Here is a 24,211-nt window from a genome sequence, read left to right as displayed (position 1 = left end):
CTGAGGCCTCCCCGCAGCGCGCAGGAGGCCGTCCTTCCAGGGCGTGATCAGTGGGTGCGTTCGATGTCCAGTTCCAGGAAGTGGGCCGAACACGAGATGCACGGGTCGTGGTTGCGGACGGCTCGCTCGCACAGCCGGGTGAGCTCGGCCTCGGAGCCCTCGCCCCGATCGAGGCCGGCTTGGACCAGCCGACGCAGGTCCTCCTCGATGGCGCCCTGGTTCTGGGCGGTCGGTGGCACGATGCGGGCGTCCGTGACACGCCCCCCGTCGTCGAACGCGTAGCGGTGGTAGAGCAGGCCGCGTGGCGCCTCCGTGGCACCGTGGCCGGTGCCGGCCCGGGCCGGCACCTCTACGCACGGGCGGGCCGGACGTTCGTACTCCGTGATGATCCTCAGGGCCTCCTCCACCGCGTACAGGACTTCCACCGCCCGGACGAGGATGCTTCGGTACGGGTTCCTGCAGACCTCCCCCCGTCCGGCACCCGCGCGCGACGGGGGGTCGCCCAGTCCGGCCTCCCGTGCCGCTTCCAGAGCCAGTGGGGACAGCAGGTGGCCGCTGACCGCCCAGCGCGCAAGGGAGCCGGTGAGGTGCCTTCGGCCGTCCAGCCGGGAGTGGAGGGCGGTGGAGTGGGAGACCTGCTCCTCGGCCACGTGGTCGGTGAAGTCCCGCAGGGGGAAGCTGTACGGCGGGAGTGTCTCGTCGTACGGGAGCACGGTGGGAACGCCGGACTCGATGGCGTAGGTGCCGGTCTCGGCGAGGGCGAGCAGGTCGGCGGTGCACTCGGCGTCCGGGAATTCGAAGCCGGCGACCCAGCGCACCGTGTCCCAGGCGTCGTCGAGGGCGGTGCGCAGCCGTTCTTCCAGGGGTCGGAGTTCAGCACGGGTCGGGGCGCGGTGGAAGCCGCCGATCCGGACGTTGACGGGGTGGATGGCCCGGCCCCCGAGCAGTTCGACCACGGCGTTGCCGGTCTGCTTCAGGCGCAGTCCGCGCTCGACGTGCTCCAGATGGGAGCGGGACAGACCGATCACGTCGTCCTCGCCGAGGAAGTCCGGTGCGTGCAGCATGTGGATGTGCAACGTCTGGCTCTCGATCCATTCGCCGCAGTACAGCAGGCGGCGCAGGGCGGCCAGTTGTCCGTCGACGACGACGCCGCACGCGTCCTCGATGGCACGGCAGGCACTCATCTGGTAGGCGACGGGGCAGATCCCGCAGATGCGGGAGGTGAGGTCGGGTGGCTCTGTGTGGGCTCTGCCCCGGAGGAAGGCTTCGAAGAACCGCGGAGGCTCGTAGATCTTGAGCCGCGCTTCGGTGACGGTGCCGTCGTGGATCCTCAGGTGCAGCGCGGTCTCACCCTCGACACGGGCGAGTGAGGGGATGCGCAACTCCTGGTATCGGGGCGCGGGGTCGCTCATCCCGGTCCTTCGGCGTCGGTCACGTCGGGCTGTCCTCGCTCCTCCGCGGCGGTGAAGGCGGTCACGTTGAAGGTGTGCAGGAACCTGCCGATGTCCTCCTCGCTCATCCCGTCACGCTGCATGAGCGGGACCAGCGCGGGAAGGTTCGTGGTTCCGGCCGGCCCGAAGCAGCCGTAGCAGCCGCGCCCGTAGGTCGGGCACAGGGCGCCGCAGCCCGCGTGGGTGACGGGGCCGAGGCAGGGTGTGCCGTGGGCGACGGTGACGCAGACGTTGCCGCGCCGTTTGCAGGCGAAGCAGACGCTGTGGTTCGGGATGGCGGGCTTGCGTCCGGCGAGGAACGCGGTGATGACCTCGACGAGCTGACCGCGGTCGATGGGGCAGCCGCGCAGTTCGAAGTCGACGGGTACGTGGGCCGAGATCGGCGTGGAGGTCGCGAGGGTCTCGATGTAGTCGGGGCGGGCGTAGACGGTCGCCAGGTACCCCTCGACATCGGCGTAGTTGCGCAGCGCCTGTACACCGCCGGCCGTGGCACAGGCCCCGATGGTGACGAGGTGGCGGGCTTCGGCGCGGATGCGCCGGATGCGCTCGACGTGCTCGGGTGTGCTGACCGACCCTTCGACGAGGACGAGGTCGTAGGGGCCGGGAGCAGCATCGCTGGACGCTTCCAGGAAGTGGGCGATCTCCAGTTCGGCGGCGATGCCGAGCAGTTCGTCCTCGCAGTCGAGGAGGGTGAGCTGGCAGCCGTCGCAGGAGGCGAACTTGAACACGCCGAGGCGGGGGCGGGCAGGGGGCTGGGGTGTGGTGGGGGTGCTCATCTCACAGTTCCCGGACGGTGAGCAGGGGCTCGGCCTGGTCGTAGCCGACGACCGGGCCGTCGCGGCAGAGCAACAGGGGTCCGAGCTGGCAGTGTCCGCAGTGGCCGGTGGCACAGCGCATGTTGCGTTCGAGGGAGACCCGGATGTGGTCGGGACGTACCCCTTGGTGGATCAGCGCGCGTGCGGTCGCGCGCATCATCACCTCGGGCCCGCAGACGAAGGCGACCGTGTCCGACGGTGTGAACCGGGCCTCGCGGAGCAGCGTGGTGACGACTCCGACCCGGCCGGTCCAGCCGTTGGCAGGCCGGTCGACCGTGACGGCGGCGAACGGCTTTCCCCAGGCGGGAAACTCGTCCCCGTACAGCAGATCGGCGGGGGTCCGGGCACCCGCGAGGACGTTCAGCCGCCCGAACGCCTGGGGCTCGGCCAGAACGGCGTCGACGAGGGGACGGAGCGGAGCGAGCCCGATGCCGCCGGCGATGACGAGCAGGTCGTTGCCGTGAGCGGCGGCCGGGTCCCAGGCGGTACCGAAGGGGCCGCGCACGCCGACCCACCCGCCGATCCGCAGGCCGCACAGTGCGCGGGAGACGGCACCGACGGCGCGGACCGTGTGCGTCAGCCGGTGCCCGTCCGCGATCCGGGACACGGACACCGGGATCTCGCCGACACCGAACGCGTACAGCATCGCGAACTGGCCGGGCGCGAAGGGCTTCAGGGCATCCGCGGCGGGCTCCAGTACGAGCGTGACCGTGTCGTGCGTCTCGTCGCGGCGGTCCACCACGCGGTAGGAGAGGGGAGTGAGCGTCATGGCACCGGCCCGCTCCCCGGCGGTCCCGGCGGTCCGTACAGGTCGAGCAGCCGGGTGCGGGTGGCTCGAAGCCGGTCGCCGATGGTCTCGGCGACGACGGTGACCAGCGACAGGCCCAGCGCCGTGTCCTCGGCGCACAGGTCATGGACGGCCGCGGCATCGAATTCCCAGGCTCGGACGGGGTCCCGGGTCTCGGCCGCGAGGTGCCACTGCCGCGGCGGGCACAGCCAGGACCAGCCGAGCAGGCTGCCCGCGCCGATGGTCTCGACGACCACTCGCCCCCGGCCGGGCATGTGGACATCGAGCGCGACCGTGCCCGAGCGGATGACCCAGAAGCGGTCGGCCTTCTCCCCCTCCTCGAAGATCCGCGTGCCGCCCGGAAGGGCGACTTCCCGGGCGAGGGTCATCAGCTTTCCGCGGTGCTCCGTCGTCAGAGCGGTGAACACCTCCTCGCCGGGAGGCCCGCCGGGTTGCGAGGTCACGGCGTGTTCTCCCGCTGCGTGGCTTCCTGGTGCAGGGCGTGGGCTTCCTCGGTGAGGTCGATGCCCGTGGGACACCAGACGATGCACCGGCCGCAGCCGACACAGCCGGAGCTGTCGAACTGGTCGTGCCAGGTGCCCAGCTTGTGAGTGAGCCACTGGCGGTAGCGGCTGCGCGGGGTGGACCGGACCGGACCGCCGTGGAGGAGCGAGAAGTCCAGGTCGTAGCAGGAGTCCCAGAGGCGCCAGCGCTCGGCGTGATCGCCGGTCAGATCGGTGACGTCCTCCGTCGTGGTGCAGAAGCAGGTGGGGCAGACCATGGTGCAGTTGCCGCAGCTGAGGCACCGGGCGGTGACGTCGTCCCAGCGATCCGCTTCCAGGTTGTCCCGCATCAGCGTGCGCAGGTCCACCGGCGGCATGGAGCGGCCCATGCGTTCGGCGGCGGCGCTCACGGCCTGGATCGCAGCCGCTCGGGTGGAGCCATCGGCGCTACGACCCGGTAGTTCCGCGAGGACCGCAGCTCCCTCCTCGCTCCCGCTCCGGCACAGGAAGCGGTGGCCGTCATCGTCCACCACCTCGGTGAGGGCGAGGTCGTACCCGGCGTCGGCGGCCGGCCCGCTCCCCATCGAGACGCAGAAGCAGGTGGCACCCGGCTCGGTGCACTCGGCCGCGATCAGGAAGGCACCCGTACGCCGGGACAGATAGGCGGGATCCCGGTACCGGCCTCCGCTCATCACCCGGTCCAGGATCTGAATGGCACGCAGATCGCAGGGCCGCACGCCGAGAAACGCGTAGGAAATGCTCTCCTGTTTCTCCTCCCGGACGACCGGCGCACCGTCCGGGCCTCGATCCGCGGACCACTGGCGGACGCGCTCCGGATGGAGGAACGACTTCCACGACTGGGGTCCCGCGCTGTGTGCGAAGGCCGCCCCGTCCTCGCGGCGGCGGAGCCGGTACTGCCCCGCCTCCAGCTCGACCCCCCACCCGTAGGGAAGGGCATCGGCGGAGTCCAGTTCGTCGAGGACGATCGCGCCGTCGCGCACGGTCGGGCCGATCACCGTGCGGCCGCGTGCCTTCAGGACACGCACGAGAGCGGCCAGACCGTCGCGGTCGAGGACCGCCTCGTCGTGGTGGTCGAGGACGGCTCCGGCATCCGAAGCGTCGGTCATGGTGCACCTCTCGGTCTCCACGTGTCCAGATCCGGCAGCATGTCAGACCGGCGGGCTCCCTGGTTCGAAGCTGGTCCGGCGAGTCCGCTCGCCGTGTTTGCGGACGTCTTCCTCGATGCGTCGGGCCAGAAGTGGCAGGGCGGCCGCCACGGCTGGGGTCAGCCCCGTGCCCAGCGAGCGGTCCGCTCCCTCGACCGCGTACACGATGAGGCGGCCGGGACCGCGCCCGAGACTGTCGGCGAGGCACAAGGCCTCGGCGAGCCCCAGCCCGTGGGTGCTCTGCCTACCCGCGGCGGCCGGGTGCGGCATCTCGCCCGGGGCCACACACCACCGGTGTGTCCGCCCGGGCCGCGCCGCAGGTGGGAAGCAGGCGTCGATGACGAGCGTGAGGGACTTGTCCTCCCAGAGGGTCATCAGGCGGCCGGGGTCTCCGTCGCTCTGGGCGAGCTCAGTACCGGAGGGGAGAGGTCTCCGTGCTTCCCGTTCGCACAACAACGCGATGGTGGCCCACCCCACCCCGTCATCGCGCCGGAACTCGTTGCCGATCCCGATGACCGCCGTACCGGCGAGCGGCTTCATACGTACCCGCTTCCTTCGTCGGGCGTCTCCAGGTACAGCCTGCCCTACGCGCGGGACGCGGTCCTGTGCCATGGGGCAAACGGCGCACGGCGCATCCCCCTGCCCGGGGTCCTCGCCCGGTACCGCGAAGTACCGCTGGGCGACAAGGCACGCAAGGAGACGGCGGAGTTGCTCATGACCGCTCCGGCCTCATCGTGCGACCAGGCGCGACCGTTGCGGAGGCGGCCTGGCTGGCATGTGTCACCACGAGCACATCGCCGGTCCGGACCTCGACGGAGTCTGCGGGGCAGCGCGGTGTGGACGCCGCGGCGTAGAAACGGGCTGACGGTCGAGGTCGTCGTCCACGCCGGAAGACTCACGGCAGGGCGTGGTCACCGGTGCCCGTGGTCGTGTGCGAACGCGGCGAGAGCTTGCCTGGGCGTGCCCTGGGTGTGCAGGAAGCGCTCGTCCAGGATGCTCGCAAGGTCTTGCAGGGCGGAACGCAACACCGTGGAGGCGAGCCGGACATCCCGATGTCCGGCTTCCGACCCCTCATCGGCGATGTCGAGTGCGTAGCCGATCTGGTGGGCGAGGGAGGTCCGGTCGTCGCCGTCGTGGAAGTAGTAGGACTCCGCGTACTGGAGGAAGTCGACCGCTGCCGCGGACAGCGCTGTGGCCAAGCCGTCCAGCATGGCGGCCCCGGCCGGGGAGTCGATCTGTTCCTTCCTGGGATGGGTACGGGAGAGGTGGGACAGCCGCAATGCCAGCGCCCTGCGGCGCGCCAACGCTGGATAGATGCCGAGGATCCAGGAGACCGTCGCGGTCAGAAGGGCGAACCCGACCAGCGCCTCCAGGGGTGCGAGGAGGCGCAACCACCCCTCGGCGGGTGCGACGTCACCGAGGCCGAGGGTGGAGAGCGTGACCAGCGAGACGTAGGTCGCGTCCAGCAGGCTCGCATGATCGTCGGGGTGCAACCCGCCCGCGTACACGAACGCCTCTGGCATGTGAGGCCAGTAGATCAGCGCCCAGCCCGCCGCCACGGTCAGGGCCCACAGGGCGACGACGGACACCATGGCGAGCGGGCCGGCCAGGCCGGCCGCTGTGCGACGGGTGCCCAGGACGGACGACAGCCGCCACAGTGTGGTCATGACCAGGCGGCTCAGCCCGCCGTGACGCGTCGGGTGCCACAGCGTGTGGAACACGTCCCGCAGGATCAGCAGGACCAGGGCCGCGCCCGTGACCGTCACCAGCCAATCCATCCGGCACTCCCTTTCCACCGCGTTTCGCCCAGGTTCGCGCACCTCCGTAGCCGCTGATCGCAGCCCACGCCGTCGCCAGGTGTCGGAAGCAGGGCCGGGCCTCACCCGGCGGTGGAAGTCGGCCGAGGTTCCGGCCCCAGGCGGAACCCTGTGACGAGTTCGGCCCGGATGCGCAGCACGCCGGCCGTCGGCCGGTTCGTCCACAGGTCGAGCAGCGCCTCAAGCCGTTCGGCGTCGTTGCGATTCTCGACGAGCTCGGCGTAGCCGATCACCACGACACTCCAGCCGAGATGCGTGTCGGGGTCGATGGCGTCTGCTTCGTAGGCGAGGACGATGCCGGGTGTACCGGGGATCGCCACCAACGACGCGCGTGAAGCGCCTGCGTCGAGCCGGACGATCACGTCCTCCCCCTCGACCACGTGGTTCACCGGTCGGATGGCCGGCAGCGCCTGGTGGGTGAAGACGACGCGGCCCAGCGGCACGGTCCCCAGGAGCCGCAGCGCTTCGGAGCGGTCCAGCTGCTCCGTGGACCGCATCGGGTCCAGGACGGAGCCGTGGTCCGGGCTCCGGGCGGTTGCGTGATCCATCACACGGCCCTCCGCTCCGACCTCATGGTTTCGGCCTCGGTTTCACCCAGCGTCCTTGCCTCCTCGTGTGCCGTGCCAGGGCCGAACGGTCCCCTGTCCTGCGGAATCGGGGGCTGGTCGGCCCATACCCAGCGCCTCTGGAGGCGCCCAGAATTGAATCGGAATCGACCGGAGGCCGCCATGAGGACCACTCCCCCTACGAAGATCGCCGGCGCGCTGCCGGCTGAGCACCGCTCCCGGCTGATGGACATCGCACGGGAGGTCAACTTCCCCGAGAGCGCGCGCCTCTTCAACGAGGGCGGCCGGGCGGACAGGTTCTGGATCGTCCGAACCGGCATCGTCGCCCTGGACGTGCATGTGCCCGGCAGACAGCCGGCAGTGATCGAAAGGCTCGGACCGGGCGAACTCGTGGGGTGCTCGTGGATGCTGCAGCCCAGTGCCTGGAGACTGGGCGCGGTGGCCACGACGCCGGTGCGCACGTACGAATTCGACGCCGCCGCGGTGCGCACGATGATGGATACCGACCCTGCTTTCGGCTCCGCGATGGGCCACTGGGTCGCGCAGGTGCTCGCGCACCGGCTGCACGCCGCCCGTATCCGGCTGCTCGACCTCTATGCCCCGCACGGCAGTGGCAGCTATCTCTGACGGCCGGTGTCCCGCACCCGAACCCCCAGCAGTGAGGAGGGCGTCATGCCCGCGTCCCGGTACACCGTCAGCGACGTCATGACCCATACGGCTGTGGCCATCGGCCGTGAGGCCTCGTACAAGGAGATCGTCGAGCTGATGGATGAGTGGAAGGTCAGCGCCGTTCCCGTCCTGGAGGGCGAGGGGCGAGTCGTCGGGGTGGTCTCCGAGGCGGATCTACTGCCGAAGGAGGAGTTCAGGCAGGACGACCCCCGGCTTCCCGATCAGCTGGAAGAGGCTTCCAAGGCGGGGGGTGTGCTGGCCGAGGAGCTGATGTCGAGTCCGGCCGTGACCGTGCACCCCGACGCCACGCTCGCCGAGGCTGCCCAGATCATGGCCCGCAGGCGCGTGAAGCGCCTCCCCGTGGTGAACGGCGTGGGGATGCTGGAGGGGGTCGTGAGCCGGAGCGACCTGCTCAAGGTGTTCCTGCGCACCGACGAGGAGATCGAGGAGGAGATCCGCGACGCGGTTCTCGCCGAGCTCGCTCCCCCGGTAGATCTACAGGCATCGGTGAAGGACGGCGTCGTCACCCTGCGGGGATCTCTCCGTAATCGCGCCCTGGTGCCGCTGGTGGCCCGCGCCATCCGTGCCGTGGAAGGCGTGGTGGACGTACGGATGGAGCTGGAAGGGAAGCCCGCCGGAGCTGCCTGAAACCCTTCACCGCCGCGCCGGCTCCGGTACGCACCACAAGGTGCGTCCACCCGCTCCGCTGAGACAATGCGTACGACAAGAGGTACGCACAGCCGATCGATCACAGGGGCGTACATGTCCGACGCACCAGCACCCTCTGTCTCGTCCGGGGCGCCCATCAGGGTCTTCCTCCTGGACGACCACGAGGTCGTACGCCGCGGCCTGTACGACCTGCTGGACGCGGAGCCCGACATCGAGGTCGTCGGCGAGGCCTCCACCGCCGAGCAGGCATTGACCCGCGGGCCGGCGCTGCGCCCGGACGTCGCCGTGCTCGACGTCCGGCTGCCCGACGGCGACGGGATCACCGTGTGCCGCGAGTTGCGCTCGCGGATGCCGGATCTCGCCTGCTTGATGCTGACCTCGTTCGATGACGAGGACGCGCTGCTCGACGCGATCATGGCCGGAGCGGCCGGCTACGTCCTCAAGCAGATCAAGGGGTCGGACCTGGTCTCGGCCGTACGGACCGTGGCGACCGGACAGTCCATGCTGGACCCTGCGACGACCGCTCGGCTGATGCACTCGCTGAGGGACCCGGAGACCGTCAAGGCTCCGGACGACGATCGGCTGGCCGCTCTCTCCGAGCGGGAGCGTTCCGTGCTCGAACTGATCGGCGAGGGCCGCACGAACGCGCAGATCGCCAAGCGGCTGTACCTGTCCGAGAAGACGGTCAAGAACCACATCTCGCGGCTGCTGGGCAAGCTGGGGGTGGAGCGCCGGGTGCAGGCCGCCGTCATCGCCGCGCAGGTCCACGAACACGAGCACGGGCGCGGGCACGAGCCGGAGCACGGCAAGGGCCGGAGCTGAGTGTCGAGGGGGGTCACCCGGGGGGTGGGAAGTCGCCTCCATCCAGCGGTACCCGCCATTCCAGTTTCGTCCCCCGCCCGGTCGACCCGTGCGCCGATACGGAGAGCTCGCCGCCCAGGCGTTCGGCCCGCTCGGCGAGATTGCGGAGCCCGCCGCGACGGCCTCCCTGTGCCACTCCCACTCCGTCGTCGGTGACCCGTACGGTCAGTACGCCCTCGACGGCCGAGAGGGACACTTCTGCGCGGCCTGCCTGTGCATGGCGGGCCACGTTGGTGAGTGCCTCCCCGATCACCGCGAGCGCCTCGTCCGCGGTCTCGGGGGGTACGTCGGTGTCGATCAGGCCCTCCATCCGCAGGGCCGGGGCGAAGCCGAGCGCCCGGGCGGCCTCCTCCACGGCTTGGACAGCACGCAGCCGCAGCTTCGGCGTGACCCCGGGCGCCTCGTGTTCGCGGAGTCCGAAGATCGTCGAGCGAATGATCTTGATCGTGGCATCCAGGTCGTCGATGGCTCGGGCGAGCCGCTCCGAAGCCTCGGGATGCTCGACGAAGCGCTGGGCGCTCTGCAGGGTCATGCCTGTGGCGAAAAGGCGCTGGATGGCAAGGTCGTGCAGGTCGCGGGCGATGCGGTCGTGGTCCTCCAGCATGCTCATCTGCTCGGCGTCCCGGCGCCGGTCGGCGAGCTCCAGGGCCAGGGCGGCCTGGCCGGCGAAGCCGGGCAGGGCCGCGATCTCGGCGCGGGCGAATGCCGGGCGGCCGCGTCTGCGGGCCAGGATGAGGACACCGCTCAGCTTCTCCTTGGTGCCGACCGTGACGGCGACGGCGGGGCCGAAGCCCTTCCAGCGTTCCGGCTGCACGGTGATCCGGACCTCGGTTCCGACGTCGGCCACAGTGATCAGTCCGTCCTCCTCGCCGAGGGCGGCTGCTGCCAGGGTTCCCGCGCTGCTGGGCAGCACGATGCCGCGATGCGCCTCGGCGCCCTCACCCAGGGCCAGCGAGCCGCGCAGTTCCCCGCCCTGGCCCACGAGGTAGAAGACACCGATGTCGGCTCCCGTGATGTCGCGGGCCCGCTCCAGCATGCCCTCCAGTACCTCCGTTTCGGCCAAGCCGGAGAGCAGAGCACTGGTGAAGTCGGAGCTTGCGGTCAGCCAGCGTTCCCGAAGACGTACTTCCTCGTAGAGGCGGGCGTTCTCGATGGCGATGCCGGCTGCCACCGCCAGTGTGGACAGGACCGCCTCGTCCTCCTCGTCGAAGTCGATGCCGCCGCGCTTCTCGGTCATGTAGAGGTTGCCGAACACGTCCTCGCGGACCCGGATGGGGACGCCGAGGAAGGAGTGCATCGGGGGGTGGTGGGCCGGGAACCCGTAGGAGGCGGGGTGATCGGACAACTCCGACAGCCGTAGGGTCTCGGGGTGGCGGATGAGTTCGCCGAGGATGCCGTGGCCGGAGGGCAGGTCGCCGATCTCGGCCCGGAGGTCGTCGCTGATGCCGACGGGGAGGAACTGGGCGAGCTTCTGGTCGTCGCCGATGACGCCCAGGGCTCCGTACTCCGCGTCCACCAGGACGACGGCGGCCTCGACGATGCCCCTCAGGACCTGCGGAAGGTCGAGCTCCCGGCCGACGGACATCACGGCTTCAAGGAGCCCGTTGAGCCGGTCCCTGGTGCCGCGCACTTCGTCGATGCGGACCTGGAGCTCTTCGAGCAATTCGTCCAGCCGGAGCCGCGGCAGCCCCGAACGCACGGCACCCTGCTCGTCCCCGCCCATGCGTAACCTCCAAGCGGCGCCCAGGGGAAGTCCGGCCTGCCTCTTCACCGTATCCCCGCCCCCACGTTTCCGCGCAGGCTGAAGATCAGCCGGAGTCGTCGGTTCCGAGGTGCCGGACGTGTGCGTCCGGTCCGGGGAAGAAGAGGGTCGTCCTGCCGGTGTCCGACCAGCGGACGTCGTAGGGCGGGGTGCCGTCGTCGTGGTGCAGACCGACGACTTCGCCGTCGCGACCCGCTTTGCCCACCGAGGGCCCGCCCACCACGATCTCGTCGCCCACGCGGGCGTGGGGACCGTGCTCGGACGTGTGTGCCTTCATGATCATCAGCTCCTTAGGAAAGCGTGCCGTGCGAGTCGGGCTGCCGCGAAGCCGCTCGCGAGGGCGACTGATGCCAGGGCAAGGCCCGGCCATCCAAGTGGTTCGGTCTCCAGAACCGACTGCAGCGGCGGAAGGTAGAGCGCTGCCGCCCCGAGCAGGGCGGAGGCGAGGACGGACAGGGGCAGGAAGAGGTTCTCCCGGGTCAGCAGGCGGGTTCGCAGGCCCAGCACGACGCCGAGCTGCGCAGCGAGGAGGGACAGGAAGAGGACGCTCTGCCAGGGCAGGCCCCAGGCCCGTGCGACCGTCCCGGCGGTGAGGCAGGCGGCTGTGACGACCGCGGCGAGCACCACGAGGCGCTGCCAGGCACCCGCGCCGAGGATGTGCTGGCCGGGCGGCCTCGGGGGCCTGCGCATCGCCTCCGGATCCACCGGCTCGGCCCCCATGGCCACCCCGGTCAGACCGTGGGTCAGGAGGTTGATCCACAGGATCTGGCCCGCCCGGAGCGGGAGCGGAAGGCCGAGGAGGGGGCCGATCAGCATGACGAGGATCTCGGCGGCGCCGCCGGCCAGGCCGTAGACCAGGAAGCGGCGGATGTTGTCGTAGACCCGCCGGCCCTCCTCGACCGCCGCGACCACGGTCGACAGGTCGTCGTCGGTCAGCACGAGGTCGGCGGCCTGGCGGGCGACCTCGGTCCCCCGCTGCCCCATGGCCACCCCGATGTCGGCGCGGCGCAGGGCTGGGCCGTCGTTGACCCCGTCGCCGGTCATCGCGGTGACGGCTCCCTTGGCCCTCCAAGCGTCGACGATGTCGAGCTTCTGCTGCGGATCGGTCCGGGCGAAGACGCGTGCGGAGGTGAGGTCGGCAACCCGGCCGGCGGCCAGATCGGGGCCGTTGACCACGGTCTCGTCATCGTCGTCCGCGCCGGCCAAGCCGACGCGGACGGCGATCGCGCGTGCCGTGGCCGGGTGGTCTCCGGTGATCAGGACCGGGGTGATCCCGGCCTCGTGGCAGGCGGCGAGAGTGGCCGCTGCCGCGGGCTTGGGCGGATCGCTGATGGCGACCAGGCCCAGCAGCCTCAGTCCTGCCTCGGCCGTCTCCGCGCTGTTCGGCTGCTCGGCGTGTTCGGCGGACGCCACGGCGAGCACCCGGTATCCGCGGGAGGCCAGGATCGCCGCCTGCTGCCGGGCGCCGGCCACCAGGTCGGTGCGGTCGGCGAGAACAGCTGCGTCCAGCACCACCTCCGGGGCACCCTTCATACACACCAGGGCGCCACCGGACGGCAGGCGGTGGACTGTCGTCATGCGCTTGCGTCCGCTGTCGAACGGGATCTCCCACGTCCTGGGGCGGGTGCCCCTGAGAACCTCCGGCTCATCGCACCCGGCTTTGACGGCCGCTGACAGGAGGGCGGCCTCCATGGGGTCGCCGACCGCGGTCCACCGGTCCTCGTCCGAGGGCTCTCCCTGGGGCGGCCGCAGGGAGGCGTCGTTGCAGAGCGACGCGGCCGTCAGCAGCTCCTGCACGGGCCCGAGCTCGGCCGCCGTCGGCGACCTTCCCTCGACCAGGACGTCTCCCTGCGGTTCGTACCCCACTCCGAAGAAGTCGACCGAGGACCGTGGCGTCCACACGTGCTGGACGACCATGCGGCCTTCGGTAAGGGTGCCGGTCTTGTCGGTGGCGAGGACCGTGACGGAGCCGAGGGTCTCCACAGCGGGGAGCCGGCGGACGAGAGCGTGCCGGGCCGCCATGCGCCGGGCTCCCAATGCGAGGGCCAGGGTCACGACGGCCGGCAGGGATTCCGGAACCGCCGCGACGGCGAGGCTGATCGCCGTCACCGCCATGATTCCGAGCGGCAGGCCCTGTACGAGCCCGAGGCCGAAGACCACCAGGCAGAGGGCCAGGGTGACGATGGCCAGGATGCGCCCCAGCGAGGCGAGACGGTGTTGCAGGGGTGTCGGCTCCCGCTTGGTGTCGAGGAGGGCGGCGATCCGGCCGAGCGCGCTGTCGGGGCCGGTGGCCCTCACCGTCGCCACACCCCGGCCTCGCACGACCACGGTCCCCGCGCTCACCGTCGAATCGTCCTCCTTGTCCACGGGGACGGATTCCCCGGTGAGCATGGATTCGTCGATCATGAGGGCGGACGCCTCGGTGACATCGGCGTCGGCCGCCACGATGTCACCCTCGGCGAGAAGCAGGACATCGCCGGGCACCACGGCGGCGGCGGGGACCTCGCGCGGAGCGCCGTCCCGCAGGACCCGCGCCTTCGGTGCCGACATCGCGGAGAGAGCGGCCACGGCGTGATCGGCCCGGGTCTCCTGCACGACGCCCACGGTCGTGTTGACGACGATCACCACGGCGATGACCACCGCGTCGGCGTGGTCGCCGATCGCGATCGTCAGTACCACCGCGCCCAGGAGCACCATGATCAGCGGATCGCGCAGCTGGGCCAGCACCCTGGCGTACCAGGGTGCCGCCGGGGCGGGCGGGATCTCGTTGCGGCCGTGCTCGGTCAGTCGGCGTTCCGCCTCGATGTCGGTGAGGCCGTCGGGCGTGCGGACAGGTACCTCCGCGGTGGCCGGGGTCATCGCCATGGCGGTTCCTATTCCGCCGGAACCGTGATCACCGGGCAGAACGCCCGGTGCAGCAGTCCATGGACGACGGAACCCAGGCGCATGCCGGAGTAGCCTCCGCGTCCGCGGCGACCCACCACCACGGCCAAGGCGTGCTCGGCGGCCTCCGCGAGCTCCTCCACCGGATGCCCGATCGGCACCTCGTGGGACAGCACCACGTCCGGATATTTCTGCGACCAGCCGGCCGTGGCCTCGGACAGCATCCGCCGCTGGGCCTGCAGTGCGACCTCCTCGTCGTGGAGGAGGAAGACCGGGGGCTGCCATACCGCGATGGTGCGCAGTGCGGCGCCGCGCAGGTCGGCTTCCTCGAACGCGAACGCGAGCGCCGCCTTCGAGGACTCGCTGCCGTCGATGCCCACGACCAGGTAGGGCGGCTGCTGGGTGATGTGCTCGGGGTTTCCGACCACGACGACAGGGCAGTGCGCCTGGGCCGTGACCGGGACCACCGTGGAGCCGGCGCTGAAGTACTCCGCGGTCCGGCTCAGGTGGCGGGACCCGAGCACGAGCATGCGGGCCTGCTGGGACAGGCGGCCGATGGCGGGTACGGGGATTCCTTCGATCAGGTCGGTGGCCACCTCGGCCCCCGGGTGCCGTTCCCGCGCCCACCCGGTACCGGCTGCCAGGGCTTCCGAGCCCGCCTGGTGCGGGGCCGTGGTGCGAGGGGTGCCGTTGACCTGCCGCTTCTGGTGCGGCGGAGGCACGGTCACGACGAGTCGGAGCCCGAGCCCACGGCGGTGGGCCTCGTCCGACGCCCAGGCGAGGGGCAGGTGCCAGTCCCTGGCCGGGTCGATGCCGACGACGATCTCGCGGCGTTCGGCGGCGGCCATCACGATTCGTCTCCGTGCTTGTCCGTGTGGCGCGGGATGAGCAGCACGGGGCAGTGGGAGTGGTGGACGAGGCTGTGGGTGTGCCGCCCGAGGGTGGGTCCCAGGTACGCGGACGCCCGCCGACCGCCCATGACCAGCAGATCGGCGTGTCGGGAGGCCTCGACCAGGACACCGGCGACGGACACGCTCTTCTCGACGTCCGCCCGCACGGTGAGGTCCGGGAACTCCTGGCGGATCTGCTCCGTCACCGCGGTCAGGTGCCGGACGTACTCGTCGGCGATCTCCGTGACGTCGTCCATCATGGTCACCACGCTGCCGACGGACTGGAGCACGTTCCACACGTGGAGCAGCCGCAGCTCGGCCTTGCGGAGCTCGGCCTCCCGCGCCGCGTGACGGACGCAGTCCAGGTCGTGCTCGTCACGGACCCCGGCGAGCACCGTCCCGCTCGCGGCGCCGCCGTCGGTCCCTCTGACGATGATGACGGGCGTCCTCGCGCCGGCCGCGACCTTCAGGCCCACGGATCCGAGCATGAGCGAGTTGAATCCGCCCAGCCCCCGGTTGCCGACCACGATGGTGCCACGAAGGCCGGCCGCTCGGTGCAGGCCGGCCACGGGGTCGCCGCGACTGAATTCCGTGGTGGCGACCAGTCCGGGGTGCTGTTCCTCGACCGCGGTGGCGGTTTCGTCGAGCAGTTCGCGGCCGGCGCTGCGGACGCGCTCGATGGTCTCGGCGGATACGTAGAGGGCCCGGCCGTCCGTGTCCGCGCCGTAGACGATGTGCAACGGGCGCCCGCGGCGTTCGGCCTCTCCCGCTGCCCAGAGCGCGGCCTGACGAGCGGGCTCGGAGCCGTCGACGCCGACGATGACGGAGCCGAGTTCCGAGCCGCTGACGATGTTGTTCATGATGTCTCCTCGCCCGGGGCCAGTGGGGGTCTGTTCTCACGCTGACACCGCGGACCTTTCAGGAGGAGGGCCGCTCAGGACCTTCATGGGGGCCAAAGGTCCCTGCCGCGGACGGCCCGCGGGATCCCTTGCGAACGCGCCGGCCCGGCCGGCACCGACCCTTCGTGTTCATGCTTCGGTGTCCAGCCACCCGGTGTACGGCTTCAGGGACTCCTGGAGGGACGGGGCGCCGGCGGCCTGCATGTCACCGTAGGCGGCTCGCTTCATCTGGAGGGCGAGATCCTCCATGGCGCGAGCGACCGCGAGTTCGTCGCCGATCTCCGGGACGTCGGTGTCCTGGGGTGCGCAGCGGGCGGTGCCGTGGCCCGTGATCCTGTTCGTGCCCGTGTCGAGTTCCAGGCGGGCCTTGGTCGCGTGGCCCTCCTCGAAGAGGTAGAGACGGACCTTCCATTCAGCGGTGTGTGACATGCCGTGCCTCCGGTAAAGGTGTCAGGGCGTCGTGTGCCGGTGAGTGCGCCGGATCCAGCGCCGTAGTTCGTCGGTGCCCCAGACGAGGACGGGGAAGGTCGCGATGAGGGCGACGACGTCCAACGGCAGGGCGGCGGTACCGAACAGGCCCTGCAGGGGCGGCGCGTATACGAGGGCTGCCGTGAAGGCGAGCTCGAAGGCGATGCCCGCCAGGAGCAGGGGGTTGGTGAACAGGCCGATGTCACGCAGGGCCGCATGATCGGTGCGGGCGGCGAAGGCGGTGCCGACCTGGCAGGTGACGATGCCTGCGAACGTGGCCGTGGTCGCGGTGACGTACGCGTGGTGCAGTGGGCTGCCCGCGCCGGTGGGATCGCCCGGGTGCCAGCCCGCGCCCCACAGTACGTAGAAGAACGCGCCCATGACCAGGACTGCGGAGACGGTACCGAGGTAGCCCCAGCTGCGGATGAGCATGTCTCGGGAGATGACTCCTTGCGAGCTCGGGCGGGGCGGGCGGCTCATGGTGCCCGGCTCGGCTCGTTCGCGGCCGAGCGCGAGGGCGGGGAGGGTCTCGGTACCGAGGTCGATCGCGAGGATCTGCAGGACGGTCAGCGGGAGCGGGACAGTGCCGGCCGACAGCGCGAAGACCAGGAAGGGAACGACCTCTGGGGTGAGGTGGGCGAAGATGTAGACGATGAATTTGCGGACGTTGTCGTAGACGCGGCGACCGGATTCGATCGCGGTGACGATGGTGGCGAAGTTGTCGTCGGTCAGCACCATGGTGGACGCCTCACGGGCCACGTCCGTGCCCGAGAGTCCCATCGCCACCCCGATGTGGGCTCGGTGCAGGGCGGGGGCGTCATTGACCCCGTCACCGGTCATGGCGACGATCTGCCCGTGTGCGCGCAGGGCGTCGGCCACCTTCAGCTTGGTCTCGGGTGAGGAGCGGGCGAAGACGACTTCGGCGTCCGACGGTGCGAGGAGTGCGTCGAGTTCGTGGTCGCCGATCGACTCGGACTGTGCCACCACTTGCAGTCGAGGTTGACCGATGCCGACTTCGCGGGCGACGGCCGCGGCGGTGGCGCCGTTGTCGCCGGTGACGATGTGCACGCGGAGTCCTGCCTCGTGGCAGCGCCGGACGGCGGCGGCGACTTCAGGGCGTGGCGGGTCGTACAGGCCGACGAGCCCGAGCAGGCGGAGTCCGGTTTCCGCGTCCTGGCGACGGGTCGGTACCTCGGCACCGGCCGGCAGTGTTCGGACGGCGACCGCCAGGACGCGCATGCCTTCGTGGGCGAGTTCCTCCGCCGCCGCGGCCGCGGACTGCGAACTGCCTTCCAGGGTTTGCAACACCGTCTCCGGCGCGCCCTTGACGATGACGCGCAGACCCTGCACGCCATCGGCTTGGACGACGGACATCAGACGCAGCCGGGGGTCGAAGCGGAAGAGGGCTCGGCGCCCGGTGTCACGGCCGTCGAGGTCGACGGGGGCGGCGCGGGCAGCGGCACCTTCGACCAGCGCCGTCTCCGTCGGGTCGCCGCGAAGTACGCCTTCTTCGCCGCGGGTGACCGTCGTGCACAGCGCGCTGGTCCGCATCAGCTCTCCGTCCCAGGGGCCGGGCTCCCTTCCGTGCTCCGGCGTCCACACGGCTTGGAGTCGCATGCGGTTCCGGGTGAGGGTTCCGGTCTTGTCGGTGCAGATGACGTTGGTGGAGCCGAGCGTTTCGACGGCGCTCAGGCGTTTGATCACCGCTCCCTGGCGGGCGAGGACGCGTACGCCGACGGCGAGCGCGAGGGTGATGGTCGGCAGCAGGCCCTCGGGGACGTTGGCGACGAGGAGCCCGATCGCGAACATGAGGGTGTCCGTCAGCGGCAGGCCCACGGCGACCCCGGCCGCCAGGAAGACGCCGCCCATGGCGACCGCTACGGCGGCGATGAGCCAGGCGACCTTCTTGACCTGCTGTTCCAGGGGGCTGGGGTCGCGGCGAGTGCGCTGACTCAGTGCGGCGATGCGGCCGAGTTCCGTGTGGTCTCCGGTGGCGAACACGATCGCCTGGGCCTGGCCCCCGGTGCAGACGGTGCCGCTGAACACGAGGTTGGGTTCCTGCAGCAGCGGTGCTCCGACGAGTCCGGGGCCGGCGATCCGTTCGGCGGGGGTGGACTCCCCCGTCAGCATCGAAAGGTCGACCTCGATGCCACCCTCGGTCAGCCGTGCGTCGGCGGGAACCTTGGCGCCCTCTTCGAGAACGGCCAGATCGCCCGGCACCAGTTCCCTTGCCTCCACCGCCGAGGACCGGCCGTCGCGAATCACCAGGGCGTGCTCGGGCAGGTACTTCGCGAGAGTCTCCACCGCTTGTTCGGCCTGCCGTTCCTGGAGGAGCGCGAACGCCGCGTTGACGAGAACCACGGCGATGATGGCCCACCCGAGCACGGGAATACCTGCGACGAACGCCAGCGCGGCAGCCGCCCAGAGCAGCAGGGCCAGCGGGTGGACGAGCTGCCGTACGAGTTCACGCCCCAGCGACGTACGCGCCTTGCGGCGGACCTCGTTGGGGCCGTAGACGGCAAGGCGGCGGGCCGCCTCGCGTGCGGAGAGGCCACTCGGCCCGGTGCCGAGCTCACGCCTCAGGAGCGGCAACGGTTCCAGAGGGTCGGGGCTCGGGGGCAGCCCGCCCGCCGGGGACGGGGGCCGGGTGCCTGCCTCAGTCATCGCCAGGTCCCCGTTCGCGCCGCGGCCTGCCGGACCAGCGCGGCTCCACGGCCTCCCACTCGTGCTCCCACTGGGCCAGAGTGCGGGTCTCGACCAGGAGCAGACGAAGGCGGACCACTGCCCCCGAGGCCAGGACGAGCAGGCCGAGGGCTCCTACTCCCGCCGCTGCGGCCGTGAAGGCGCGGCGAGCTTCGGACGAAGGTGCCTGCGCTTCCGTGCCCGCGTCATCGACCCAGAGCGTGACCGGTCGGCCGGCCGGCGTGCCGAGCGGGACGGAGACCGTCCCGGAGTGCTGGTGAGCGGCCGGGTACTCCCAGACGGCCGGCGCCACCACCTGCGAGTTACCGCCGGAGCGGTTGGAGACCGCGCGCTCCGCGGAGCGGACCGTCGTCGCCTCGATCTGGTGCCGGTGGCGGGCCGTATCCCTGGCAGTCCGGCTTTCGGACTCCCAGACGGCCGTCGTGACGACGACGCCGCAGAGCAAGGCGATCAGGAAGGACAGTACGAAGACGACGTTCCAGCGGCGCCGGGTCCGGTCGACCGGCCGACGCAGCTCGTTCGGACGTCCGTCGAACAGCCGACGCACCCGGCCGTCTCTCGCCGGACGCGATCGCGTGGGCCCGTCTCCGGGCGTGGCGGCCTCGGACATCGTGCACCTCCGCGCGCTCTGATCCTGCCCGGCCGCTCAGCGGGGAGCGGCGAGTTCGGCGCTGATGTGGTGGGCCCACGTCCGGATCCGCTCAGGATTGCGGAAGTCCCCGCCCTTGCCCGCACGGACCATGGCCCGGGCGATGAACCCGGGCGTACTGGAGGTGATGCTGCCGCCGAAGGTGACGTGCTCGCGTGCGCCGAGGCGCTCCATCTCCCGGGCCACCGCCGCCACCGGCGCGATGTCGTGCTGCTCGGCGGAACTGTCGACGGGGCCGCTGCTGAACAGGTAGACCGGGCGGTGCTTGAGGAGGTGCTCGTTGCGTTCGGCGCAGCGCTTGGCCTTGCCGCTCCAGTGCCCGGCGTACAGGGCGCCTCCGAGCACCACGGCGTCGTACCCGCGTACGTCGTCCACGTCGTCGGCGGGGACCACGACGGCGTCGAGCCCGTCCTCACGCAGGGTCCTGCCGATCTCGGAAGCGATTCCGGCGGTCGCACCATGCTTGGTGCCGTAGGCGACCAGGACGCGCTTGGAAGTCATGACGACTCTCCGTTGCTCTCTGTTGTGATGCGCTTGAGCGCCTTCATGTGGTGTCTTCCTTCACTGTCGCGAGGGGGACGGCTGCTCCGCTTGGGGCCATCGGGTCCCGGATGGGGCCGTTCGGCCCTCCCCGTACCGGACCAGTTCGGCGGCGGCCACGTGCTGCTTGACCGCGGCGAAGCTGTCCGGGGCGACGGAGATGGAGTCGATACCGGTCTTGATGCGACCACCACCGATCTCGGCGGGGCGGCGATGGCCGTGCCCGTGCCGGCGAGGGAGTGTGCGCGATCCTGAACGGTATCCACAGGTCAGCCGGCTTCCGTGCGGAACCACCTCTGCCGACCCGCGGGCAGGTCCGCGGTCACCCCGTCGGGCAGGCGCAGGGGAAGGGGAGGCGCCGTTCGGGATGAGGGGACCTCGATGCCCAGCTTCCCTGGGACGAACCGGATACGAATGCCGCGGTGACCCAGGCAGTCGACGGTGAACGAGCAGCGCGGCACCTCCCGGAGCGGGACGGGGTCGATGCGCAGTCCGTCCGGGCCGACCTCGAGCCCTACGATGCCCCGCTCGATGAGGTCGAGGGTGCCGGCCATGGCTCCGAGGTGGATGCCTTCGCCGGTCGTGCCGCCCTGGATGTCCATCACGTCGCCGAGCAGGGCTTCCTCGCAGTACCGCCAGGCGTCGGGACCCTTGTGGCGGGCCAGGACCCAGCCGTGGACAAGACTGCTGAGCGTCGAACCGTGGCTCGTGCGTTGCAAGTAGTACGCGACGGTCGCCCGCCAGAGGTCGTCGTCGAGCCGGTAGCCGAGCCGGGCGAAGATGTCGTGCAACTCGTCGGGGCGGAAGAGGTAGCCGAGCATGAGGGTGTCGGCCTGCTTCGACGCCTGGTAGCGGTTCACCGTGTCGTCCTCGGACTCCAGGATCCGGTCGAGGCGGCGGATGTCGGAGTACCGAGCGCGGTAGGCGTCCCAATCCAGCTCGGCCAGATCGCCGTAGCCCTCGAACTGGCTGATGACGTCGCCGTGCCAGGGGACGAGAAGACGGCGCGAGACGTCCTCCCAGCGGTTCAGCACCTCTGTGTCGATGCCCAGTTGCTGCTCCAGTTGACGCATGCGCGTCCTCGGCAGCTCTGCGGCGAGCTCGAGTCCGCGGGCCAGCACCCATGCGGCGGTCACGTTCGTGTAGGCGTTGTCGTCGATCCCGGGAGTTGCGGCCCCGGGATAGGCGTCGTGGTATTCGTCCGGACCCACGACCCCGCGGATCCGGTAGCGCTCCCGATCGGTGTCGTAGTCGGCGACCGCTCCCCAGTAGCGGGCGATGCTCATGAGCAGTTCGGCGCCGGGGCCGTACAGGAAACCGGTGTCCCCGGTGGTCTGCGCATAGCGCCAGACGTTCCAGGCGATCGCGGAGCCCACATGGCGCTGAAGGCGGGAGTGGTCCGGCAGCCAGCGGCCGGAGCGCGGATTGAGGTGCAACGTCTGCGTTTCCTCGCGCCCCGAACCGGCGCTCTGCCAGGGGAACATCGCGCCCGGTCGCCCGGCCCGCCGCGCTGCGGCACGGGCCACGGGCAGGCGCCGGTGGCGGTACATGAGCACGGCGCGTGCCACCTCGGGCAGGTGCAGGGTGAGGTAGGGGGTGACGAACAGCTCGTCCCAGAAGACGTGGCCCCGGTACGCCTCTCCGTGCAGGCCTCTGGCGGGTACGCCGGCGTCGAGCTCCGCCGTGTGCGGGGAGAGGGTCTGCAGGACGTGGAAGGCGTGGAGGCGCAGGATCCGGCCGGCCTCGCCGGGCACCTTTACCTCGCCTCGGCTCCACAGGTCTTCCCAGGCGGCCTTGTGGCCGGTGAGCGCGGTCGCGAAGTCCGGTGCGTGCGTGACGTGTTCGACCGCAGACGTGAGCGAATCGCCCGCGGGTCGGTCCAGCGCGCTGTAAAGGGCGGCCGACTTGAGGACGACGACGGGATGTCCGCGGGAGATCGGCAACCGGAAGGTCTGCGCGGTCGCCTCATCCGTGCAGCTCAGGGTGACGGCGGCCAGGGGGCGGGAGGATGTGCGTACCGCGATGCCTATCCGGGTGCGGAGCGATGTGGTCTCGCAGGAGAGCCAGGCGATGCCGTCCGCGCCGACGCCGGCGCGGTGGCCGGTGAGGTGGCGCCCGTTGAGGGCCCGGTACCGCGCGACGCCGGCATTGGTGACGTCACCGTCGAGTACGGACTGGATCTCGATGGTTCCGCGCCATCCGGACGCGCGGAAGGTGCTCTGCTGGGCGGCGAGGTAGGGGTCCGCCATGTGAACGAGCCGGGTATGGGTGACGCCGAGCCGACGGCCGTGGCCGTCCTGGAACAGCATGCGGCGGGTGAGGGTCCCCGCGCGCAGGTCCAGGACGGCGCGGTGGTGGCGCAGGCTCGGGTCGTCGGGAGTGAGCCACTCCCCCGCCGGCCCGTCCTCCGGCAGGCAGCGGTAGCGCACCCGGGTCCAGTCGGGAAGGTTGACCATGTCCTCGTTGCCGACCTGCTTGCCGGCGACCTGCGAGGGGAGCCAGTTGTAGCAGCCCGCCGCGTAGGTGCCGGGATAGTGCACGGCGTCGGCGGGCGCTTCGGGGGCGGCTCCGCGCGTGGCGAACCGGCCGTTCCCCAGCGTGCACAGGGCCTCGACGACCCGCTCCGTCTTCGGGTCGTAGCGGTCGAAAGTCCAGGTCCACGCGGTGTTCACGGCCGCGCTCCGGCAACGGCGTCGACGACGGCGGTGAGGTCAGGGAGGACGACATCCGCGCCGCGATGCCGCAGGTTCGTCGCGGCGGACGTGCCGCCGGACCGGTCGAGGCCGATCACCAGGCCGAAGTGCCCGCGTCGGCCCGCCTCCACCCCGGCCAGAGCGTCTTCGACCATCGCCGCGTCGGCCGGGTCCACGTGCAGCCGGCGTACCGCTTCCAGGAACAGGGCGGGGTCCGGCTTGCCCGCCAGGGTCAGCCGCTCGGCATCCGTGCCGTCCACGAGCACGTCGACGAGGGGGGCGATCGCGGCGGACTCCAGCAACGGGCGGGCATGTCTGGATGCGGAGACCGCGGCGCACCGCATCCCCTGGGCACGCAGCGCTTCGAGTGCGGGCCGGACTTCCGAGAACGCCTCGACGGCTCCGGCCTGGAGCGCTTCCGTGAACGCTCGCTCCTTCCGGGCGGCGACCGCCCACGCCGTGCCGCAACCCGGCGGATCCGCGGCGTCGCCCGGCGGCAGCTCGATGCCGCGCGCGGTCAGGAAGGCGAGAGCACCGTCGAGACGGGGTTTCCCGTCCACCAGTTCCCGGTACTCCCGCTCGGTGTCGAAGGGTGGCTGGGCTGCGTGGCCGGGGACGGCCGCCCACGTGTCGAGGCAGCCGTCGAAGGCGGACTTCCACGCAGCTGCATGCAGCGCGGCGGAGTCGAGAAGGACCCCGTCGGTGTCCAGGACGACGGCTCGAAGCGGGCTCACTGCCGGATCACCCGGCGCCCGGTGATCCGGATCGCAGTGACCTTCATCCAGTGGGTCCGCGGACCGCCCGCCCAGGGCAGGGAGTACGCGCCGGCATCGAGCCGGCCGAGTTCCTCCGCATCGGTGACGCCTTCTGCCTCGCCCACGGCCATGACGCTCCAGCCCAGGCGCGTGACGTCGTCGATGTGGTCGACCTCGAAGGCCACTTCCGTCCCGGCGGCTCGGGCGAGCACGGCGTCACCCGAGGTCCTGAAGGCGATGTCGCGGCCCGCCACTACGTAATTGACCGGGAAGATCGCCGGACCGTCCGGGGTGAAGACGGCGATCCTGCCGACGCCGTGCGTGGACAGCAGCCGCCGGCACTCGCCGTCGGACAACTCGACCAGCTCGGCGTCCCGGACGGCCGTTCCTCTGCCGGGTGGGTATTCCGTCGTCGCGCCGGAGAGTTCCGCCGTGGTCGTCCCCAGCGCGTCGGCGAGTCGCAGGAGGGAGCCGATCGCCGGCGCTGCCGCGTGTTCCTCCAGGTAGGTGATGTACGCGCCGTCAGCCCCGCAGCGCTCACCCAGTTGGTCCCGGGTGAGGCCGAGTTCCTCACGGCGCATGGCGATCCGCCGTCCGAGGTCCGTGCGTCCGGCCGGCGCCTCCGCGGCGCCCGGCCTGTGCTGGGTTCTGCTCATCGTCTTCAC

23 protein-coding genes are annotated in these 24,211 nt (G+C 71.1%); 3 read left to right on the top strand and 20 right to left on the bottom strand.

All coding sequences use genetic code 11. The features are described 5' to 3' along the window. Positions 1-47: 47 nt before the first annotated feature. The 8 genes from AB8A24_RS06630 to AB8A24_RS06595 all read right to left on the bottom strand — a co-directional run bounded on the left by AB8A24_RS06630 (position 48) and on the right by AB8A24_RS06595 (position 7,087). Positions 48-1,412, bottom strand: coding sequence for a Ni/Fe hydrogenase subunit alpha (locus AB8A24_RS06630; RefSeq protein WP_369475120.1), 1,365 nt, complete (start codon positions 1,410-1,412; stop codon positions 48-50). Beyond that, entirely contained in the window at positions 1,409-2,227 is an 819-nt protein-coding gene (locus tag AB8A24_RS06625) for an oxidoreductase (protein WP_369475118.1), read from the bottom strand. The genes AB8A24_RS06630 and AB8A24_RS06625 overlap by 4 nt, the downstream gene beginning before the upstream one ends. 1 nt (position 2,228) lies before the next feature. Further along, entirely contained in the window at positions 2,229-3,035 is an 807-nt protein-coding gene (locus tag AB8A24_RS06620) for an FAD/NAD(P)-binding protein (RefSeq protein ID WP_369475116.1), read from the bottom strand. After that, positions 3,032-3,517: a cyclic nucleotide-binding domain-containing protein gene (locus tag AB8A24_RS06615; RefSeq protein WP_328965019.1), complete on the bottom strand. Its 486-nt coding sequence runs from the start codon at positions 3,515-3,517 to the stop codon at positions 3,032-3,034. Before AB8A24_RS06615 ends, AB8A24_RS06620 begins: the two co-directional genes overlap by 4 nt. Beyond that, a complete protein-coding gene (locus tag AB8A24_RS06610; RefSeq protein ID WP_369475114.1) occupies positions 3,514-4,683 on the bottom strand; it encodes a 4Fe-4S dicluster domain-containing protein in 1,170 nt (389 codons plus the stop codon). The genes AB8A24_RS06615 and AB8A24_RS06610 overlap by 4 nt, the downstream gene beginning before the upstream one ends. Before the next feature lie 42 nt (positions 4,684-4,725). After that, positions 4,726-5,262, bottom strand: coding sequence for a hydrogenase maturation protease (locus tag AB8A24_RS06605; RefSeq protein WP_328965017.1), 537 nt, complete (start codon positions 5,260-5,262; stop codon positions 4,726-4,728). 371 nt (positions 5,263-5,633) lie between these two features. Continuing rightward, on the bottom strand, positions 5,634-6,500 hold the full coding sequence (locus tag AB8A24_RS06600) for a potassium channel family protein (RefSeq protein ID WP_328965016.1): 867 nt from the start codon (positions 6,498-6,500) through the stop codon (positions 5,634-5,636). Positions 6,501-6,601: 101 nt separating this feature from the next. Then, positions 6,602-7,087 (bottom strand): pyridoxamine 5'-phosphate oxidase family protein, encoded by a 486-nt coding sequence (locus AB8A24_RS06595; protein ID WP_328965015.1) that lies wholly within the window; start codon positions 7,085-7,087, stop codon positions 6,602-6,604. A gap of 180 nt (positions 7,088-7,267) precedes the next feature. Between AB8A24_RS06595 and AB8A24_RS06590 the strand changes: the two genes are divergently transcribed. The 3 genes from AB8A24_RS06590 (at position 7,268) to AB8A24_RS06580 (ending at position 9,265) form a co-directional block, all read left to right on the top strand. Next, entirely contained in the window at positions 7,268-7,732 is a 465-nt protein-coding gene (locus AB8A24_RS06590; RefSeq protein ID WP_079403917.1) for a Crp/Fnr family transcriptional regulator, read from the top strand. 45 nt (positions 7,733-7,777) lie between these two features. Further along, positions 7,778-8,422, top strand: coding sequence for a CBS domain-containing protein (locus AB8A24_RS06585; protein ID WP_369475112.1), 645 nt, complete (start codon positions 7,778-7,780; stop codon positions 8,420-8,422). 114 nt (positions 8,423-8,536) lie between these two features. After that, positions 8,537-9,265, top strand: coding sequence for a response regulator (locus AB8A24_RS06580; RefSeq protein WP_369475110.1), 729 nt, complete (start codon positions 8,537-8,539; stop codon positions 9,263-9,265). A gap of 13 nt (positions 9,266-9,278) precedes the next feature. On the opposite strand, the gene AB8A24_RS06575 is transcribed toward AB8A24_RS06580, so the two are convergent. From AB8A24_RS06575 to AB8A24_RS06520, 12 genes are all read right to left on the bottom strand, one after another. Then, the gene (locus AB8A24_RS06575) at positions 9,279-11,027 is read right to left on the bottom strand and encodes a GAF domain-containing protein (protein WP_369475108.1); all 1,749 of its coding nucleotides are present in this window, start codon (positions 11,025-11,027) and stop codon (positions 9,279-9,281) included. Between the two features lie 85 nt (positions 11,028-11,112). Beyond that, positions 11,113-11,343, bottom strand: a complete 231-nt coding sequence (locus tag AB8A24_RS06570; protein ID WP_107470136.1) for a DUF1918 domain-containing protein — start codon at positions 11,341-11,343, stop codon at positions 11,113-11,115. A gap of 5 nt (positions 11,344-11,348) precedes the next feature. Beyond that, positions 11,349-13,931: a cation-translocating P-type ATPase gene (locus tag AB8A24_RS06565; RefSeq protein WP_328965011.1), complete on the bottom strand. Its 2,583-nt coding sequence runs from the start codon at positions 13,929-13,931 to the stop codon at positions 11,349-11,351. Between the two features lie 8 nt (positions 13,932-13,939). After that, positions 13,940-14,797, bottom strand: a complete 858-nt coding sequence (locus tag AB8A24_RS06560; RefSeq protein ID WP_328965010.1) for a universal stress protein — start codon at positions 14,795-14,797, stop codon at positions 13,940-13,942. After that, a complete protein-coding gene (locus AB8A24_RS06555; protein WP_328965009.1) occupies positions 14,797-15,699 on the bottom strand; it encodes a universal stress protein in 903 nt (300 codons plus the stop codon). Before AB8A24_RS06555 ends, AB8A24_RS06560 begins: the two co-directional genes overlap by 1 nt. 168 nt (positions 15,700-15,867) lie before the next feature. Next, a complete protein-coding gene (locus AB8A24_RS06550) occupies positions 15,868-16,167 on the bottom strand; it encodes a dsRBD fold-containing protein (RefSeq protein WP_328965008.1) in 300 nt (99 codons plus the stop codon). A gap of 21 nt (positions 16,168-16,188) precedes the next feature. Beyond that, a complete protein-coding gene (locus AB8A24_RS06545; protein WP_369475106.1) occupies positions 16,189-18,870 on the bottom strand; it encodes a cation-translocating P-type ATPase in 2,682 nt (893 codons plus the stop codon). After that, on the bottom strand, positions 18,863-19,456 hold the full coding sequence (locus AB8A24_RS06540) for a hypothetical protein (protein ID WP_369475105.1): 594 nt from the start codon (positions 19,454-19,456) through the stop codon (positions 18,863-18,865). Before AB8A24_RS06540 ends, AB8A24_RS06545 begins: the two co-directional genes overlap by 8 nt. Before the next feature lie 99 nt (positions 19,457-19,555). Beyond that, positions 19,556-20,059, bottom strand: a complete 504-nt coding sequence (locus AB8A24_RS06535) for a flavodoxin domain-containing protein (RefSeq protein ID WP_328965005.1) — start codon at positions 20,057-20,059, stop codon at positions 19,556-19,558. Between the two features lie 308 nt (positions 20,060-20,367). Continuing rightward, positions 20,368-22,770 (bottom strand): glycoside hydrolase family 65 protein, encoded by a 2,403-nt coding sequence (locus tag AB8A24_RS06530; RefSeq protein WP_369475104.1) that lies wholly within the window; start codon positions 22,768-22,770, stop codon positions 20,368-20,370. Further along, positions 22,767-23,525: an HAD family hydrolase gene (locus AB8A24_RS06525; RefSeq protein WP_369475103.1), complete on the bottom strand. Its 759-nt coding sequence runs from the start codon at positions 23,523-23,525 to the stop codon at positions 22,767-22,769. The genes AB8A24_RS06530 and AB8A24_RS06525 overlap by 4 nt, the downstream gene beginning before the upstream one ends. Further along, positions 23,522-24,202 (bottom strand): pyridoxamine 5'-phosphate oxidase family protein, encoded by a 681-nt coding sequence (locus AB8A24_RS06520; protein ID WP_328965002.1) that lies wholly within the window; start codon positions 24,200-24,202, stop codon positions 23,522-23,524. The genes AB8A24_RS06525 and AB8A24_RS06520 overlap by 4 nt, the downstream gene beginning before the upstream one ends. Positions 24,203-24,211 lie beyond the last annotated feature (9 nt).

Source organism: Streptomyces sp. BF23-19, from assembly GCF_041106355.1.
GTDB lineage: Bacteria > Actinomycetota > Actinomycetes > Streptomycetales > Streptomycetaceae > Streptomyces > Streptomyces virginiae_A.
The sequence above is the reverse complement of the archived record's forward strand: the minus strand, read 5'-3'. Positions and strand labels throughout refer to the sequence as shown.